The sequence below is a fragment of the uncultured Amphritea sp. genome, assembly GCF_937127095.1.
Classification (GTDB): Bacteria; Pseudomonadota; Gammaproteobacteria; order Pseudomonadales; family Balneatricaceae; genus Amphritea.
The window spans coordinates 85,765-102,111 of record NZ_CAKZLP010000078.1; the positions used below are offsets into that span (position 1 = coordinate 85,765).

At 51.1% G+C, this 16,347-nt stretch carries 13 protein-coding genes; 10 read left to right on the forward strand and 3 right to left on the reverse strand.

The features are described from left to right. Positions 1-49 precede the first annotated feature (49 nt). The gene (locus Q0499_RS20700; protein WP_299203837.1) at positions 50-3,472 is read right to left on the reverse strand and encodes a GMC family oxidoreductase N-terminal domain-containing protein; all 3,423 of its coding nucleotides are present in this window, start codon (positions 3,470-3,472) and stop codon (positions 50-52) included. A 74-nt stretch (positions 3,473-3,546) separates the two neighbouring features. Continuing rightward, positions 3,547-5,019: a hypothetical protein gene (locus Q0499_RS20705; RefSeq protein WP_299203840.1), complete on the reverse strand. Its 1,473-nt coding sequence runs from the start codon at positions 5,017-5,019 to the stop codon at positions 3,547-3,549. Between the two features lie 155 nt (positions 5,020-5,174). Here Q0499_RS20705 and Q0499_RS20710 point away from each other — a divergent pair, with 155 nt between their 5' ends. From Q0499_RS20710 to Q0499_RS20730, 5 genes are read left to right on the forward strand one after another with little or no spacing between them, the layout of a single operon-like run. After that, entirely contained in the window at positions 5,175-7,169 is a 1,995-nt protein-coding gene (locus tag Q0499_RS20710; protein ID WP_299203843.1) for an NAD(P)H-dependent oxidoreductase subunit E, read from the forward strand. Further along, the gene (locus Q0499_RS20715; protein WP_299203846.1) at positions 7,166-7,891 is read left to right on the forward strand and encodes a 2Fe-2S iron-sulfur cluster-binding protein; all 726 of its coding nucleotides are present in this window, start codon (positions 7,166-7,168) and stop codon (positions 7,889-7,891) included. Before Q0499_RS20710 ends, Q0499_RS20715 begins: the two co-directional genes overlap by 4 nt. Next, positions 7,884-8,513 carry an NADP oxidoreductase gene (locus Q0499_RS20720; RefSeq protein ID WP_299203849.1) on the forward strand — a complete coding sequence of 210 codons (630 nt, stop codon included), beginning with the start codon at positions 7,884-7,886 and terminating at the stop codon, positions 8,511-8,513. The genes Q0499_RS20715 and Q0499_RS20720 overlap by 8 nt, the downstream gene beginning before the upstream one ends. 31 nt (positions 8,514-8,544) lie before the next feature. Next, positions 8,545-10,011, forward strand: coding sequence for a Ni/Fe hydrogenase subunit alpha (locus tag Q0499_RS20725; protein ID WP_299203852.1), 1,467 nt, complete (start codon positions 8,545-8,547; stop codon positions 10,009-10,011). Continuing rightward, positions 9,989-10,477 (forward strand): hydrogenase maturation protease, encoded by a 489-nt coding sequence (locus Q0499_RS20730; protein ID WP_299203855.1) that lies wholly within the window; start codon positions 9,989-9,991, stop codon positions 10,475-10,477. The genes Q0499_RS20725 and Q0499_RS20730 overlap by 23 nt, the downstream gene beginning before the upstream one ends. Before the next feature lie 2 nt (positions 10,478-10,479). Here Q0499_RS20730 and Q0499_RS20735 read toward each other — a convergent pair whose 3' ends face one another. Then, a complete protein-coding gene (locus tag Q0499_RS20735) occupies positions 10,480-12,984 on the reverse strand; it encodes an EAL domain-containing protein (RefSeq protein ID WP_299203858.1) in 2,505 nt (834 codons plus the stop codon). A gap of 230 nt (positions 12,985-13,214) precedes the next feature. Between Q0499_RS20735 and Q0499_RS20740 the strand changes: the two genes are divergently transcribed. The 5 genes from Q0499_RS20740 to Q0499_RS20760 are packed head-to-tail and all read left to right on the forward strand — an operon-like array spanning position 13,215 to position 16,251. Beyond that, positions 13,215-13,736: a DUF2878 domain-containing protein gene (locus Q0499_RS20740; RefSeq protein ID WP_299203863.1), complete on the forward strand. Its 522-nt coding sequence runs from the start codon at positions 13,215-13,217 to the stop codon at positions 13,734-13,736. After that, a complete protein-coding gene (locus tag Q0499_RS20745; protein WP_299203866.1) occupies positions 13,726-14,274 on the forward strand; it encodes a chalcone isomerase family protein in 549 nt (182 codons plus the stop codon). Before Q0499_RS20740 ends, Q0499_RS20745 begins: the two co-directional genes overlap by 11 nt. Before the next feature lie 12 nt (positions 14,275-14,286). Further along, positions 14,287-14,886, forward strand: a complete 600-nt coding sequence (locus Q0499_RS20750) for a DUF3833 domain-containing protein (RefSeq protein ID WP_299203868.1) — start codon at positions 14,287-14,289, stop codon at positions 14,884-14,886. Then, a complete protein-coding gene (locus tag Q0499_RS20755) occupies positions 14,883-15,809 on the forward strand; it encodes an SDR family NAD(P)-dependent oxidoreductase (protein ID WP_299203871.1) in 927 nt (308 codons plus the stop codon). Before Q0499_RS20750 ends, Q0499_RS20755 begins: the two co-directional genes overlap by 4 nt. Continuing rightward, positions 15,802-16,251, forward strand: coding sequence for a nuclear transport factor 2 family protein (locus tag Q0499_RS20760; RefSeq protein ID WP_299203874.1), 450 nt, complete (start codon positions 15,802-15,804; stop codon positions 16,249-16,251). Before Q0499_RS20755 ends, Q0499_RS20760 begins: the two co-directional genes overlap by 8 nt. Positions 16,252-16,347: the final 96 nt, after the last annotated feature.

The window sequence follows — 16,347 nt, forward strand, 5'->3', positions numbered from 1 at the left end:
TTCTTACTATGAGTTGAGCGTGGTTTTATGCTGTTTATTACAGTGCTGTTTATTGCAGTGCTGTTTTTTCAAGATGCTCCAGCATCTGGGGATAAACATCGATAACCGCATCTTTACCAAAAATACAGTCGATATGGCCATAGCCCGGAATCACCTCCCGGCTGTATTGCCCCGTGCCGTAATGCTGACACAATATATCGTAGGTCAGTTTTGTGCTCATGGGCAGATAACACTCATTTTCAGCGCCGGAAATAAACAGGATGGGCAGATCGAGCCGAGCCAGGTTGGGCATATAAACATCATGACCATCGGCATCAACCAGAGTGCCTTTGCGGCACATCAGCGCCAGATGCTCGAACGCGCCGATATTGGCTTCGGCGAACAGTTCATCAAGGTTATCGTGTAGTAGTTCGTTGAGCGTGCTGTGCTTGTAAAGAGAGGCGTACATAAAGGTGATTCGATGACAGGTTTCACTGTGACAGCGCCCCTGTGCTTCAGCCATCGCATATAACCCGAGCGCCTTGTCATACAGTTGTGTCAGTACAGAGCCTGATTCGGGTACCTCTGCTGTCAGATGATTTACGTTCAGCCGATCTAAAAATGAGGGCAGATGCAGACCGGTTTTCAACGCCGTTGTCGCAGGCACAACAAGGTTGGTTGCGATCTGCGAACAGACAATGCTGCGAACCCCCTGAAGTCCCGCCAGCATCGACATAAAGAACGTTGTGGCGCCATAACAGTGAACAACCGCCTGAAGGCTTGCTGCGCCTGTGTGCGAGAGAATGGTATTGACGGCTGCCGGATAGTCATAGTTGGCAACCTGATCACCGTTGGAACGCTGCCTGGCTGCGGGTAGCAGGATACTGACCCGACAATCAATCAGCCAGACATCGTAGTTATGGGCTACCAGATATTCGACCAGGTTGGTGTCGATCATATCGGTTGAGAAAATAGAGGAGGCGACACCTAAACCATGAACCAGCATCACCGGCCCTTTCGTGCCGCCCTGATAGCGGGTTAGCAATAAGTGCACGCCGTCATCGGTTGTGAAGGGGTGAATCTCAGGAATGGGTGCCCGTAACTCTCTTTTCTTACGCGGGGTTTTAGGGGTGGCGCAGTGACTATCATAGAAAATACCCCCATAGTTTTCATACAGAATACCCGCAAAGAACTTACCGAAGCGGGCTATGGCTTTAAGCCGCTCTTCAACGTTTTCCGCATTGGTCACTTCCATGGTGGTCATCTGCACGGCAAAATCAGCGGGCATAATATGCAGAATGCCCTTACCCGCCAATGGGCCGCTTGCGTCGACCCCTTTATAAACTGAGACGTACAGTGTCGATGTGTCCGCCCAGATATGCAGAGCGTTGGGGTCATTTTTAATCAGCTTATAACCCTTGAAGTAAAACAGTTCTCCTGTCTCACTGGTTAACTGCATACTGTAGATCATATGTCGGGTGTCGGGCGGCGACGGCATCTGTTCGAACAGATTGAAATTGCCTTCACTGACACTCAAGGGTTTATCGGAGAGTGCCGGGCAGGTTACGGTGCCACTGATCTGCGCTGCATGGTCTTCGCTATGCAGCATGGTTTCCAGATCGTGCGAGTGAATGGTAAGGAGAAACTCCATTGGTGTTGCTGAGCCGTTAATAGCGGCGTTCTTATAGGTGGTCAGCGTTTCTTCTGCGGCGGCCACCCGCGAGAACCTGCCCTTCATCGATTCGGTGAAACTCAGCCCCAGTTTTTTTGATGGGTGCGGGTTAACCGGGGCGGAAGGCAGTGTGTAATCTATGCTCCAGCCGCGATCTGCCGCGATCAGCGCACAGCAACGTTCGCTGATGGCACTGATTGTCAGCAGCGGGTTTACCGCAAGAGAGGTGGGTATGACGGAGCCATCGGATACATAGAGGTCTTCATAGACAGATGTTCCTGTTCCGTTAAACAGCTGGCCCTTATGATTGACGACCCCCAGCGAGCCATTGGCTGCCATATTACAGCCGCCCAGCGGGTGCACGGTCACCAGGCTCTGTTTGAACAGCGGGGTCCACAAAGGGTTGGCCACGTACTTGCCTCCCAGCGCAGCTGTCGCTTTGAGCAGATTGTTGTTTCCGGCAGCGAAGTTTTCCTGCTGGCCGACATCTGGCCAGCGGATGCGCAGACGGTCATTGATCAGTTCGGCTTGCCCGTCACCTTTGTCATGGCTCATGATCAGATAGGTTTGGGTGTTATTGATCGCGCCATGATAGGGGCCACGGAACATACTGTCGGTGATTCTGGCTTTTTCCTGCAAGGTATCCAGGACGCCGCTATCGGTATCCTCACCGATCAGATCTGCGGCAGCGGCCAGAGCTGTGGGGAGAAAGTTGCCAATGGCACCGGGGAGGGAGCCCTCTTCAATAATCATCCGTTGATGCCAGTCGGTTTCATCTGTGCGGATAACACTGGTGATACAGGGGCCAACCGGTTGCCGGTCAGTGGGTGGCAGATTGCCAAAACCGATGCCATTGATGGTCTGATCACAGTTGTAGCCGAAGCCGAGAATATCGCCGTTGCCACTAAAGCCTTTCCCCAACTGACCTGACATGGCTAATCCTTGGTCTCTGCTGCGTAACAATATCTCGTTAGAACCCAGTGTACCGGCACATACAACAACGATATCGGCCCGGATAAACAGCGTTGTCGCATCGAACTTTTCCCGTCCAACCTCGACTTCCTGGTAGTTAATCAGCCAGCCGGTATTGGTTTTTTGCAGGTAGCGAACATCGGTCTGACAGAAAATCTCTGCGCCATGATTCCAGGCATCGGGCAGATAGTTCATGCGGGTGGTGTTTTTAGCACCGTAGTTACAGCCCGATACACAGTCGCCGCAATTGGTACAGGCCTGTTGTTCTACCCCTACATGATTAAGCCCACTGTCGGTATCGTGAAAGGTGACATTGATCGGGGTGCGGCAGAAAGGCTGATTCATCGCTGCGGCTGAGGTTTTATGGGCTTCCAGTTTCGCCAGGGCAGGCCAGTCATCGGGATAGCGAGTGGGTTTGAGCATCTCCCGTGCCCGCTGATAGCCCTCTTTCAGGAAGCTGTCCTTATGCTGCAGAATCTCCGGCGGCCAGCAGTCGTCTTCAAATACATCAGGATCGGGCTCCAGTGATACATTGGCGTTGATCAGTGAGGTGCCGCCCAGGCCGCAGCCGACCACGACATTTTGTTGTTCATTGACATGGATATCAAACAGGCCGATGCGGGAGCCGATGTGACCCGCAGCGGTATGAAACTGGATATCTTTGAACACCTCATTGGCGGTGTCCGGAAACTCACCCACGAGAATCTCCCGGCCCCGTTCAAGTAAACACACACGTTTTCCGGCCCGGGCCATTCGTGAAGCTGCGATACCTCCACCATAACCGGAACCAATAACGACAACATCATAGTGGGGTTTGATTTCATCGAGCGGCAAGGCGATCGGTTTCATGGCGAGCTCCTACGTGGCGGTTCTACACCCATTTGGTGCAGATAAGTGGATAGCTAATCCGGCTTTGATTGTTATTATTTCAGGTTCAATTGGTACTCTTCAAAATCCCGTGCGGGCAGGTTGTTGCTATCACGTTCCCGTACACGCCAGGCGTTAACTTTTAACATCACCTTGCCATTATCTGTCTGGCTGAAGCTGGCGGTCATAAAGTGTTCACGGGTACGTGATTTTGGATAGGCGGAAAACAGCCGTCCCTCTTTTGTGCTGACCGCGAATGACTGGTCATATTGCACCGGTTTAGCCTGCCAGCCGGGAACGCTGAACAGATTTGGGTCCGGGAACTTTTTCGGTTTGAAGCTGGGGGTTGCGGTGGCGATACCATTGAGGCCGGTAAGGTTGGATAACGGTGAGGCGATAACCTCAACCAGGCGACCGCCCTCAGGCCCGAGTTGTGCAATAGCGATACGGCCAAAATGCACGTCGCCACTGAGCAGCACAATATCGTGGCCACTCTCTCCCAGTGCTTCAACCAGTTGCTGATACTGGGTTTTAAAACTGAGCAGGTTTCGTTCGGTTTTATTCTCTTCAATAATCAGCGGCTGAGGGATGACCAAAACACCCGGGCAGGTGAGTGATCTGGCCCAGTCAGTCAGACGCTTAAAATCAGCGGTCGGCAGGAAGGTGTCGTCTGTTCGATAGGAACGCAGATCCGCCAGACAGAAGGATAGCGCGTCACCAAGGTTAAAAAAGTCCAGTCGCGGGCTCTGCTGAACTCTTTGGACTCCATCAATGGCTGCTTTGGTCCAGGTCTCTCTTACGTTGTTGATTTTTAACGCCAGCAGAGTGGGGATCAGTGAATCGTGAAAGGGATAATCATTCCAGTATTCGTGGTCATCGGGCAGCATCCAGGTTGCCCCCCGGTTAAGAATGCTGCCCAGCGCCTGCCAGTGCAGCGCATAGTCATCCGCCACTCGCTGGCGGATCTCGCTGGAAACAAACGAGAGTGAGTCAAAGCCGATATCCAGATAGACCTGATCGCCGGTAAGGAAGGTGATATCGGGTTTAACGCTGGCATCGCCACGGTCATAGAGTGCTTTGTACGATCCTGCCGCCTGGCCACCATCCCGGTGGTTATAGAAACAGCTGCCAAAGCCGACCGTAAACGGCTTTTGCCCGGTGGTTGGTAATTGCGCGGGCAGGGTGTCGAACTGAGCCGTACGCAGCGTTTGCCAGGACTCTTCACGGATACCCACGATCGCTTCAATACGTCTTGAAAAGCGCAGTTCATAGTGCTGGCCAGGCTGAAGGTCGGCAAAACTGGCGGTTATGTAAAAGCGTTTGCGAATATTGCTGAAGGGCCGGTTCCAGTCGGTTCTGATAATCTCATGGACGACCGTGTTGTCGGGCGATATCAGTTCGATTCTGGCGTGGTCCGGCATCTTCAGGGTAGAGAACAGCGTGCCAGCCCAGACTTTTACACTATGTTGGGTTGCTCGCAGAACCACCAAGGACCATTGGCCGGTACTGGTTACAATTTCATCGCTCATTTTGCGTATTCCTTGTTCCTCAGACCGGGGTGCAATCCGCTACCCCTTGAGCGCTCATCAATCAATGTAGGCAAGGACGTTGGTGTTAGCCAACAAAAACGCAGATAGTGTTATGAAGTAAATTCATACAAATGTTTTAATCTTTAGTTTTCTGCATGAAGTGGCGATTTATATCAACGTCAGCCGAAGAAATTACACGTAAAGTGGGTAACAAAGCAGCCTTCTTCCTCTATCAGCAACTACTATTAGATGATGCCGGGCGTCGGCTCAATACAACCCTTCAGCCCATTGCCGCAATGTCTCTAAGGATTGAAAATATGAATAATAAGATCCCGAAAATCATTCAGCGTTATCAGGCCGACCAAACCCGTCTGCTTGATATGCTTTGGGATTTGCATCACCTGTTCGGTTATATCCCCGATGATGCGCTATCGGAGTTGGCCAATGGGCTGAATATGTCGCTCAACGATGCGCGTGAAACCCGCTCTTTTTACCACTACTTTCATGACCGTCCCAGCGGTAAATATACCCTCTACCTGAGTGATACGGTTATCGCCAGAATGAATGGTTATCAAGCGGTTCAGGCGGCGCTGGAACGGGAAAGCGGTGCCCCAATCGGGGGAATGGATCCGACGGGCACTTTCGGTCTGTATTCAACCCCCTGTGTCGGGCTCAGTGATCAGGAGCCGGTGATGCTGGTTGATGAGGTCGTATTTACCCGGCTGACGCCGGAAAAAGTATCCGACATTATCAGCCAGTTAAAGCAGGGTCGTTCTCCTGAAGAGATTGCTAATCCGAGCGGATTGCCAAAAGATGATATCGCCTATGTTGATCAGCTGGTGGAGACCACCATTCATCAGGCCGGTCCGGTCTTTTTTCAGCAGCCTAATGATTTTCCTGAACTCCTGAATCACTGTTTGGACGTAGGGCCTGATGTTGTCATCGAGACGATTACCGCCGCTAAATTGAGGGGGCATGGCGGGGCCGGTTTTTCCACCGGGCTGAAATGGCGCTTATGTCGCGAGGCGGCGGGGGCGGCTAAATATGTTATCTGTAATGCCGACGAAGGCGAACCCGGCACCTTTAAAGATCGCGCGTTGCTAACCCGCTCACCGCAAGCTGTGTTCATGGGGATGGTGCTGGCCGCCAGTGTGATCGGTGCCCGAGAAGGCATTATCTATCTGCGCCAGGAGTATATCTACCTCAAAGCCTTTCTGGAAAAACAGCTACAACTGTTCAGAGAACAGCAGTTGCTGGGCAATAGCATCCTAGGCCGCGCTGGTTTTAATTTTGATATCCGTATCCAGATGGGGGCCGGGGCCTACGTCTGCGGCGATGAATCAGCTCTGATCGAGTCCTGCGAGGGCAAGCGTGGCACACCCCGGGTGAAACCACCCTATCCGGTAGAACAGGGTTATCTGGGTATGCCCACCTGCGTTAATAATGTCGAAACACTTGTTGCAGTAACCCGGGTACTGCAGGAGGGGGCCGACTGGTATCAGAGTCTGGGGGTGGAGAACTCCAGGGGTAGCCGTTTGATGAGTGTTTCGGGTGATTGTGATCGTCCTGGTATCTATGAGGTTGAGTGGGGAACCACGCTCAATCAGGTGCTTAGCTCAGTGGGCGCCATCGATCCATGGGCGGTGCAGATCAGCGGGCCCTCCGGCGAGTGTGTTGCGGTGGAAAAGAGCGGTGAGCGCTGTTTTGGTTACAGTGATCTCGCGTGCAATGGTTCGCTGATGATCTTCAACCATTCACGGGATCTGCTCAGTATCGTGAAACACTTTATGCAGTTTTTTGTCGATGAATCCTGCGGTATCTGCACTCCCTGTCGGGCAGGCAATGTCGATCTGCATAATAAAGTTGAACGCGTCATGGCGGGCAGAGCCTGTCAGCAGGATCTGGATGAGATGGTCAGCTGGGGCAGTTTGGTGCGCAGTACCAGCCGCTGCGGATTGGGGGGGACATCACCTAATCCTATTCTGACGACTTTGAAGCAGTTCCCCGAGATCTATCAGGCAAAATTGACAGAACAGCAGGGCGCTTTACTACCATCGTTTGACCTTCAGGCTGCATTGATGGATAACGAACAGGCACGGATAGAGCTGACTCAAAAAGAGCTCAATCATGCATCGGAGGCGATTAAATGAGTATTGAGATCATCATCGACGGTGAATCCGTTACCACTGAAGCCGGAACAAACCTGGTGGATGTTGCGGCGGAAAACGGTGTTTATATTCCGACACTCTGTTATCTGAAAGGCAAACCCTGCCTGGGAACCTGTCGCGTCTGTTCCGTGCGGGTGAATGGTCATATTATTGCCGCCTGTACTCTGCCAGTGTCAGAGGGGATGAACGTGGAGGTTAACGCGCCGGATCTGCTGGATATGCGCAAGGCGCTCATTGAGATACTCTTTGTTGAGGGCAACCATAATTGCCCAAGCTGCGAAAAAAGTGGTCGCTGTGATCTGCAGGCCACCGGTTACGAGCTAGGTATGGTGGTTTCTCGTTTTCCTTATCGTTTTCCGCTGCGCGAACGGGAGGTTGCCGCCAAGCATCTCTGGCTGGAACGTGACCGCTGCATCTTCTGCCAACGCTGCGTGGAATTTATCCGTGATAAAGCTACAGACCAGAAGATCTTCAGTATCAGAGGGCGCGGTACCACAGCACAGATTGAGATTGATATCGCGCTGGCGGACAGAATGCCCCCTGAGCAGGTGCGCGAGGCTGCCGAGATCTGCCCGGTGGGCTGTATCATTGAAAAGGGTGTCGGTTTTAATGACCCGATCGGACAGCGCAAGTTTGAGATTCAATCGGTGCGTGAGCGGGCGTTAGACATAAAGGACAGTGCAGCGGAGAGCGGTCATGAGTAAATCAAACAAAAACCAGACCTATTCCCATGATCTGCCGGCCACTCCAATGGATCCGGACCTGCAGGCTGCGCGAGATGAAAAAATTAAAGTGGCGATGATCGGCCTGTGCGGCTGCTGGGGCTGTACTCTGTCATTGCTGGATATGGATGAAGCGCTGCTGGGGCTGCTGGATAAAGTCACTATTCTGCGTTCATCATTCACCGATATTAAGCGGATTCCTGAGCGCTGTGCGATTGGTTTTATCGAAGGGGGGGTTGCCAATGAAGAGAATGTCGAAACCCTGATCGAGTTTCGTGAGAACTGCGATATTCTCATTTCGGTGGGCGCCTGTGCGGTTTGGGGGGGAGTTCCAGCGATGCGTAATGAGGTGCAACTGAGTGATTGCCTGAACGAGGCCTATGTGGATTCAGTGACCGCAGTGTCTGATGCGATCCCCACCATCCCTTATCATGAAGATATCCCGCGAATCACCGGCAAGGTTTTCCCCTGTCATGAGGTGGTGAAGATGGATTACTTTATTCCTGGCTGCCCGCCAGAGGGTGCAACCATACTTAAAGTGCTGGATGATCTGATTAATGGGCGGCCGTTTGATCTGCCTGCGTCGATCAACCGTTACGATTAACTGATACGTATAACCGAAGGGAAAAAATAAGATGAGTCGAAAACTGGTTATTGATCCTGTTACACGTATCGAAGGGCATGGCAAGGTCACCATTCAGCTGGATGATGATAATAACGTCACCGATGCCAAACTGCATGTAGTGGAGTTTCGTGGTTTTGAAAAACTGATTCAGGGACACCCTTATTGGGAAGCGCCGATGTTGCTGCAACGGATCTGCGGTATCTGTTTTGTCAGTCACCACCTGTGTGGTGCTAAAGCGCTGGATGATATGGTCGGTGTTGGGCTGGGCAAAGGGATTCAAATGTTACCCACCCCGGAAAAAGTCCGTCGTCTGGGGCATTATGCGCAGCAGTTGCAATCCCATGTGACGGCGTATTTTTATCTCATCGTTCCGGAGATGTTATTTGGTATGGACGCTCCACCAGAGCAGCGTAATGTGCTCGGGCTGGTGGAGCAGGATCCGGCGCTGGTAAAACGGGTGGTGGCTCTGCGTAAATGGGGACAGGAGCTGATTAAAACGGTGTTGGGTAAGCGGATGCACGGCATCAGCTCGATTCCGGGTGGGGTGAGTAAAAATATCACTGTCGAAGAGCGGGATCGCTTTCTCAACGGGGAAGCGGGGCTGCTCTCTATCGATGAGGTGATCGAGTACGCTCAGGAAGGGCTGAATCTGTTTTATCATTTCCATGAGACGCATCGTCAGCAGGTCGATAGTTTCGCGGTGGTTCCGGCACTGGATATGTGTCTGGTGAACGACGAGGGCAATGTTGATTACTATCACGGCCGGATTCGGGTTATCGACGAAAACAAGACTATCGTGCGCGAGTTTGATTATCACGATTACCTTGATCACTTCTCCGAAGCGACGGAGGAGTGGAGCTATATGAAGTTTCCCTTCCTTAAAGAGCTGGGGCGGGAAAAAGGCTCTGTCAGGGTGGGGCCGCTGGCACGGATGAATATCACTCAATCCCTGTCTACACCGCTGGCACAGGCGGCACTGGAAAAATTCCACGCTTATACCAATGGTAAGTCGAACAACATGACGCTGCACACCAACTGGGCTCGTGCGATTGAGATTATCCACTCGGCCGAGCTGATCAAAGCGCTGTTGAATGACCCGGACCTGCAACAGGATCAGTTGTTGATGACACCCGGGGATAACGACTGGACCGGTGAGGGCGTTGGCGTTGTCGAAGCGCCCCGCGGGACCCTGTTGCACCACTACCGGGCTAACAAAGAGGGTGAGATTACTTTTGCTAACCTGATTGTGTCGACTACCCAGAACAACACGGTGATCAATCGTACCGTTCGCTCGGTAGCGCAGGATTATATCAGCGGTAATGCGGAGATTACCGAAGGGATGATGAATGCGATCGAGGTGGGAATACGTGCTTACGACCCCTGTCTGAGTTGCGCCACCCATGCACTGGGGCAGATGCCTCTGGAAGTCTCGCTATATGATGTAGGGGGCAAGGTTGTTGATAAACAGCGACGTTAAGCTGAACGGTCTGTCACTGGCGGACTTTAACCGTGCCGACTGCCTCATCTATGGTATCGGTAATGTGGGCCGTCAGGATGATGGACTGGGATGGGCGTTTATCGATTGGCTTGAGGCAGAAGAGGTTTGTCCTGAAGCTGAGACAGTGCGCAACTACCAGTTGTTTCTTGAAGATGCCGATCTGATCAGCAATAAGACCCGGGTGCTGTTTATCGATGCGACTAAAGATCCGTCGGTTGAGTTATTTTTGTTGCAACCGGTCAGCGCCCGGCTGGATTTCAGTTTCACCTCCCATGCGATCTCTATTCCGTCGATTATGGCCACCTGCCAGCTCTGTTTTGAGGTGCAGCCGGAGGTGTATGTGCTGGCAATCAGAGGCTATGAATGGGCGTTGCAGGAGGGACTGACAGACAGCGCGAGGTCTAATTTAGATCAGGCTATCGCTCACTTCAGTCGCCAGGGGTAGCGTTAAGCTGTTTGGTGTTGATGCCAGTTGATGAAGGCGTCTGCAGGCATTGGCCTGGCCAGCAGGAACCCCTGTAACTGATCGCATTTCATCTTTTTGAGAATGTCCATTTGTGGCTGATGCTCAATCCCTTCGGCGACAACTTTCAGACCCAGCACATGGCTCATCTCAATAATGGATGTGACGATTGCCCGATCCACATGGGATTCCTCCAGATTGACCAGAAAACTGCGATCAATCTTGAGAATATCCAGCTCCATATTGCGGATATAGCTGAGGCTGGAGTAGCCGGTGCCAAAATCATCAATGGCCACCTGGATCTGCTGGCTACGAAGGGTGTTGATCGCTTTTTTGGTTTCCTCCGGACAATAGAGAAAACAGGATTCAGTCAGTTCCACCGATAGCAGGTGGGAAGGGACATTATGTTGTTGCAGGGTCTCAAGAATCTGCTCGGCGATATCGCCCTGTTGAAACTGTTTGGCGGAGACGTTAATGGCCACATTTATATCGTCGCCCTCTTGCCGCCATGTGGCAATCTGCTGACAGGCTTCTTCAATAACGTAGTGACCGATCCGGTTGATCAGCCCCAGATCCTCTGCCAGGGGAATAAATTCCGCCGGTGAGATGAAGCCCAGTTGTGGATGCAGCCAGCGCAATAGTGCCTCGCAGCTGGTAGGCTTGCCTGTTTTAAGGCAGACCTTGGGCTGGTAGTACAGCTGAAATTCGCCGTTATCGATTGCCGCCTGCAGATCACTGCCCATCTGATAGCGGGACTGAATCATCCGGTGCTGCTCTGAAGAGAAAAAACGGAAGCTGTTGCGTCCAAAATCCTTTGCCAGATGCACTGCAGAATCGGCGCATTTAAGCAGCGATTCGGCATCGTCTGCATCGGTGGGAAAGAAGCTTACGCCAATACTGATGGTGGCTTTTAGCTCTTTATCATCGATCAGAATCGGTTGGTTAACCGTGCTCAACAAACGATTGAGAAACTCACTGATGTGAGGAGTGTCATCGACATCGGTCAGGATCAGATTAAACTCATCGCCGCCAAAGCGGGCAACGGTATCGCCTTCATCCAGTTGATGTTCTATTCGTCGGCCGATCTCCATCAAGACTCTATCGCCCGTTTCATGACCATGCAGATCATTAATCTGCTGGAAAAAATCAACATTAATATAGGCTACAGCGATACGGTGTTCATGTTCCCGGGCATAGCCAAGGGAGAGTTGCAGGCGGTCATTAAACAGCTTCCGATTGGGCAAACGGGTTAGCTCATCGAAGTAGGCAAGTCGCTTGATGCGGGCTTCAGATTTTTTAATCTCAGTGAGGTCGGTGAAAATTGATGCATATTGCGAAATATTTCCACCGTCATCTCTGATCGAAGTGATGCTGAGCCATTCCGGGAATACCGCACCATCTTTGCGACGGTTCCAGATCTCACCCTGCCAGAACCCCAGTTTTGTCAGGCTTTGCCACATCTCTTTATAAAATAGTTTGTTGTGGCGACCGGAGCTGAGAATGTTGGGGTTTTTACCCAGCACTTCTGCACTGCTATAACCGGTAATCTCTGTAAATGATGGATTTACCCGTAGAATTCGCGCGTTCTTATCACAAATAACAATCGCTTCCATCGATGCTTCAATGACTTTGTCCGCGAGTTTAAGGCTGTGCTGGGACTTTTCCAGTGCGCGATCGCGATCATTGAGCATCTCCCTCAGGCGATAAACATAATCGTTTTCTACGCTCTGCAGAATATCGGAGTAGGAGATCAGACCGGTGATCTTGCCCTGATGATTGGTGATGGCGAGGTGCTGAAACTGATGCTGATTAAACACTTTACGGGCGTTGTATAAACTTAAGCTCTGCTCAACGGTCACCAGGGTGTTACCACCCAGTTCGCTAAGGATATGATGCTGTTTATTTTGAGCCAGCAGCATAACCGCGTCCCGCTCGGTAAAAATTCCGCAGACCTCATCATGCTGAGTAATCAGCAGGGCAGAGTTACCGGACTCTTTTAGTTTTTGTAACGCAGCAATAACCGTGTTGTTGCCATCAATTGAAAACGGTGAATGGTCTGCAATCTCATCCACCGAGCGCAGGAACAGGTCATGCTCAAGTCCATGACTGTTGACTACATCCGTTTCAGAAATAATGCCACAGGCTTCACCGGATGTCTTAGTGACAACGAGGTGGCGTACCTCTTCAGAGATAAATCTCAGCCCGGCTTCATCCACTGACTCCCATTCAGACACGGTGAAGACCGGTGAAGACATAAACTCTTTCACGCGGGCGGAGTTGTTTTTATCAATCCAGAGCCCGATCAGATCACGACGGGTAACAATACCGACCGGTAAGCGATTTTCACAGACAACAACACAGCCTATCTTGTTATCGGCCATTAGCTTAGTCAAACTGTCTGCGGTTGTATCGGTGGTGCAGGTGATCAGACCCGACTGGGCAATATGCCTGACAAGTAATGTGTTGTTAATCTTGGGAGGCCTGGACATCGAAAAGGAATCCTTTCACCAGTGTACATGATAGAAAACGAGTAATTTTACACACTCATTTTAAACAGGTATAGCGTGCACGCCCCCAAACCTAGCCATTTTAGTGAGTCAATTTAAACAATATCATTATTTTATGATTTAGATCGTGTTTGGGTTTTTCTTACGTTAACGCCAGATAACTGATCCTTCCTGAGCTGACCTGCGTAGTAGCTTCAGGAGGAACAAAAACGATGCAATCAGGTCTGTCTCAGAAGTTTTGGATTAATTTTACGGGTTTTCAGTTGGCGTGGTGGTGCGCCATTCTATTGACTAGCCATAGTTTACCTATTCTTGTCACTTTGTTGACATGCCATATTTGCTTTCATCGAAGCCCGGTGAACGAGTTTTTTGTGCTGCTGTTTTGTGGCTTGACCGGCTTTGGGGTTGATCTGCTATTGACTGCGGCGGGTGTGTTTACGTTCGGCTCGGATCTCTTTCCTCCGTTATGGCTGTTGTTACTCTGGTTCTGTTTCTCCGCCACGCTGAAACAGAGTTTAGGCTATTTTCATGGTCGCTGGCTGATTGCTTCATTGTGCGGCGGCGTTTCCGCCAGCCTGACCTATATTGCTGCGGCAAAATTGGGTGCAGTGACTATCACACTCTCTTTCGGAGCCGGCTTTATGCTGTTGATGCTGGTGTGGATGGCGCTGTTTCCGCTGCTGCTGTGGTTGAGTGCTCAGTGTTTTCCGGGGGAGGCTAAAGGTGCATACTAATCTGTTTCTGATATCAGTGATTCTGTTTTTCACCGGGCTAGCCCACGCCGTGGCACAACCCCTGCCTGAAAATATGAAAGTGATTGGCCAGGCAGAATTGAAAGTGCTGTGGTTTAGTGTCTATAACGCCCGGCTTGAAAGTGATGATGGGATGTTTGATGCGACGTTCAATTCTAGTCTCAGCTCTGCCAGTGACTCAATCAAACCCCTACTGCTTACCCTTAATTATCAGCGGGATATCAGTCAACAGCGCTTACTGGATGAGACGCAGGAGCAATGGCAGCGAGCTCAGGTTAATGCGGACGATCAAAAACGATGGCTCGCCTCATTAGCAGATCTGTGGCCGGATATACGCAATCAGGATTCGCTCAGTTTTTATCAGGATGCCGATGGGCACGGGCACTTCTATTGCAACGGGGTCTATCTGGGGGCGATTAAAGATAAACACTTTAGTCGGGCTTTTCTGAATATCTGGCTTGCAGATAACAGTGCCTTCCCTCGGTTCACACAACAGTTAACCGGCAGATTAACAGAGTAAATGGAGATGGATATGACACACGCAGCCTCATTGATGGTGCTCGCTTTACCTGTTCTCTTAATGCTGCCAGGTTGTGCCAGCTCCATTGATGATTATCGCAATGAAAAGCCCTCATTGGAGCTGGATCAGTTCTTTAATGGTCGTCTGGTTGCCTACGGAATGGTGCAGAACTTTTCCGGTAAAGTGACCCGACGCTTCAGGGCTGATATTACTGCTCAGTGGCAGGAGGGAAGGGGAACCCTGGATGAGCAGTTTCAGTTTAGTGATGGTGAGCAGCAGAGCCGCTGTTGGACCTTAGTCAAACAGGGCAATCGCTACCGGGGCACTGCGGGTGACATAGTCGGCGAGGCGTTGGGTGAGGTACAAGGTAATACCCTTAACTGGCGTTATACCCTACAGGTGCCGGTTAACGGCAGGGTTTGGAATATTGATCTGGATGACTGGCTCTATCTGATTGATGAAAACAACCTGATAAACCGCACCAAAATGAAAAAGTTTGGCCTGCCAGTCGGGGAGTTAACCCTGCATATCCGTAAGCTAAGTGATGCAGAGGCCGCCCATGCCGATGCGGTTGAACCTGCCTGTGAGCCGCATGAGGGAGATGAGTTGTGAGCTTAAACAACAGACTGCCCTGGAACACCGCCTGGATAACCGGTGCCGGGCGAGGTATAGGGGCAGAGCTAACCCGGCTGCTCTGCAGTCATGGTGTCACAGTATATGGTTCTGCACGAACCACCGAGCAACTGCACCAGTTACAGCAGGAACTCAGCAATACTACTGGCAAACTGATCCCGGTGCCTCTGGATATCCGTGACCCGGATGCGGTGCAGCAACTCTTTATTGAGTGGGATAGACAGAATTTTATGCCTGATCTGGTGGTGTTGAATGCGGGGAGTCATGATCCGTTTTCGGCTTATGAGTTTTCTGCACAGCGTTGCAAAGATCTGCTGGATATCAACTTACAGGGGACCATTAACTGTCTCGATCCTGTTTTATACCGTTATCTTCATAGATCTGAATATGGGCCTGATTATGGGCCTGATTATGGGCCTGATTATGGGCCTGAAGATAAGTCTGAGTCCGGATCGGAACGTCAGCCTGAGACCCTGAAGGCCGTATCGCTCAATCCGGTGGCTAAGCGAACGTTAACGGGTACACGGCAGATAGCGGTCGTTTCATCGTCTGCAGGCTATCGTGGGCTACCGACGGCTGCGGCATACGGTGCAGGCAAAGCGGCGCTGATTAATCTGTGTGAGTCGCTGCGGCTGGATCTGCAGGGTAGTGGAGTGAAGCTACAGTTGATCAACCCTGGTTTCGTAAGAACACCGCTGACCGATAAAAACGAGTTTTCGATGCCCGCTCTGATGGAGCCGGACGAGGCGGCCAGACGGATAGTGAAGGGGCTTTTGAGTGATCGGTTTGAAATAGTTTTCCCCCGCCGCTTCGTTTATTTGCTAAAACTATTCAGGCTTTTGCCTTACAACGTCTATTTCTGGCTGATAGGCAAAGCAACAGGAGCAAGTAAAGATGAGTGACACCGTTGGTGATGAATATGCAGAGAGGCTGAGTCGTTACGCTATCAGAATGACGCAGCTACGGCCGGAAAACATTGATGAACTGGGAGAATCGGTGGCTGATGATATCCGCTTTACTGACCCATTCAATGATATTCAGGGTAAGGCTGCATTTCTTGGTGTCATGGATGAGATGTTCCGGCAGCTCAACGATGTTCGCTTTGAGCTGCTTGAATCACAGATACAGGGTAGTACTGCTTATCTGTATTGGCGGTTTTCTGCAGACTCCTCGCTGACCGGAGCGTTTTCCACCGAAGGCACCAGTCGCATCTGTTTTAACGAGGCCGGGCTGGTTATCAGCCATCAGGATTTCTGGGATGCCAGTATGCTTATGCAGCAGTTTCCTCTATTAGGCCGTGTGATACGTGCGATTCGTAACAGAGCTGCGTATAAAGAGATTTAAACGCAGAACAATCTGATGCGCTGGTAATTATTTTCACTTATTTCTCATTATGGTGAGTAAGTCTTAAGCTTATAAAAACAGCCTGGTGTTACAATA

Excerpts from the sequence above, each read along its gene's own strand:
- Q0499_RS20715 (WP_299203846.1), top strand. The coding sequence starts at position 7,166 with ATGAGTATTGAGATCATCATCGACGGTGAATCCGTTACCACTGAAGCC.
- Q0499_RS20725 (WP_299203852.1), top strand. The coding sequence starts at position 8,545 with ATGAGTCGAAAACTGGTTATTGATCCTGTTACACGTATCGAAGGGCAT.
- Q0499_RS20740 (WP_299203863.1), top strand. The coding sequence starts at position 13,215 with ATGCAATCAGGTCTGTCTCAGAAGTTTTGGATTAATTTTACGGGTTTT.
- Q0499_RS20760 (WP_299203874.1), top strand. The coding sequence starts at position 15,802 with ATGAGTGACACCGTTGGTGATGAATATGCAGAGAGGCTGAGTCGTTAC.
- Q0499_RS20750 (WP_299203868.1), top strand. The coding sequence starts at position 14,287 with ATGACACACGCAGCCTCATTGATGGTGCTCGCTTTACCTGTTCTCTTA.
- Q0499_RS20700 (WP_299203837.1), bottom strand. The coding sequence starts at position 3,472 with ATGAAACCGATCGCCTTGCCGCTCGATGAAATCAAACCCCACTATGAT.
- Q0499_RS20735 (WP_299203858.1), bottom strand. The coding sequence starts at position 12,984 with ATGTCCAGGCCTCCCAAGATTAACAACACATTACTTGTCAGGCATATT.
- Q0499_RS20720 (WP_299203849.1), top strand. The coding sequence starts at position 7,884 with ATGAGTAAATCAAACAAAAACCAGACCTATTCCCATGATCTGCCGGCC.
- Q0499_RS20705 (WP_299203840.1), bottom strand. The coding sequence starts at position 5,019 with ATGAGCGATGAAATTGTAACCAGTACCGGCCAATGGTCCTTGGTGGTT.
- Q0499_RS20710 (WP_299203843.1), top strand. The coding sequence starts at position 5,175 with ATGAAGTGGCGATTTATATCAACGTCAGCCGAAGAAATTACACGTAAA.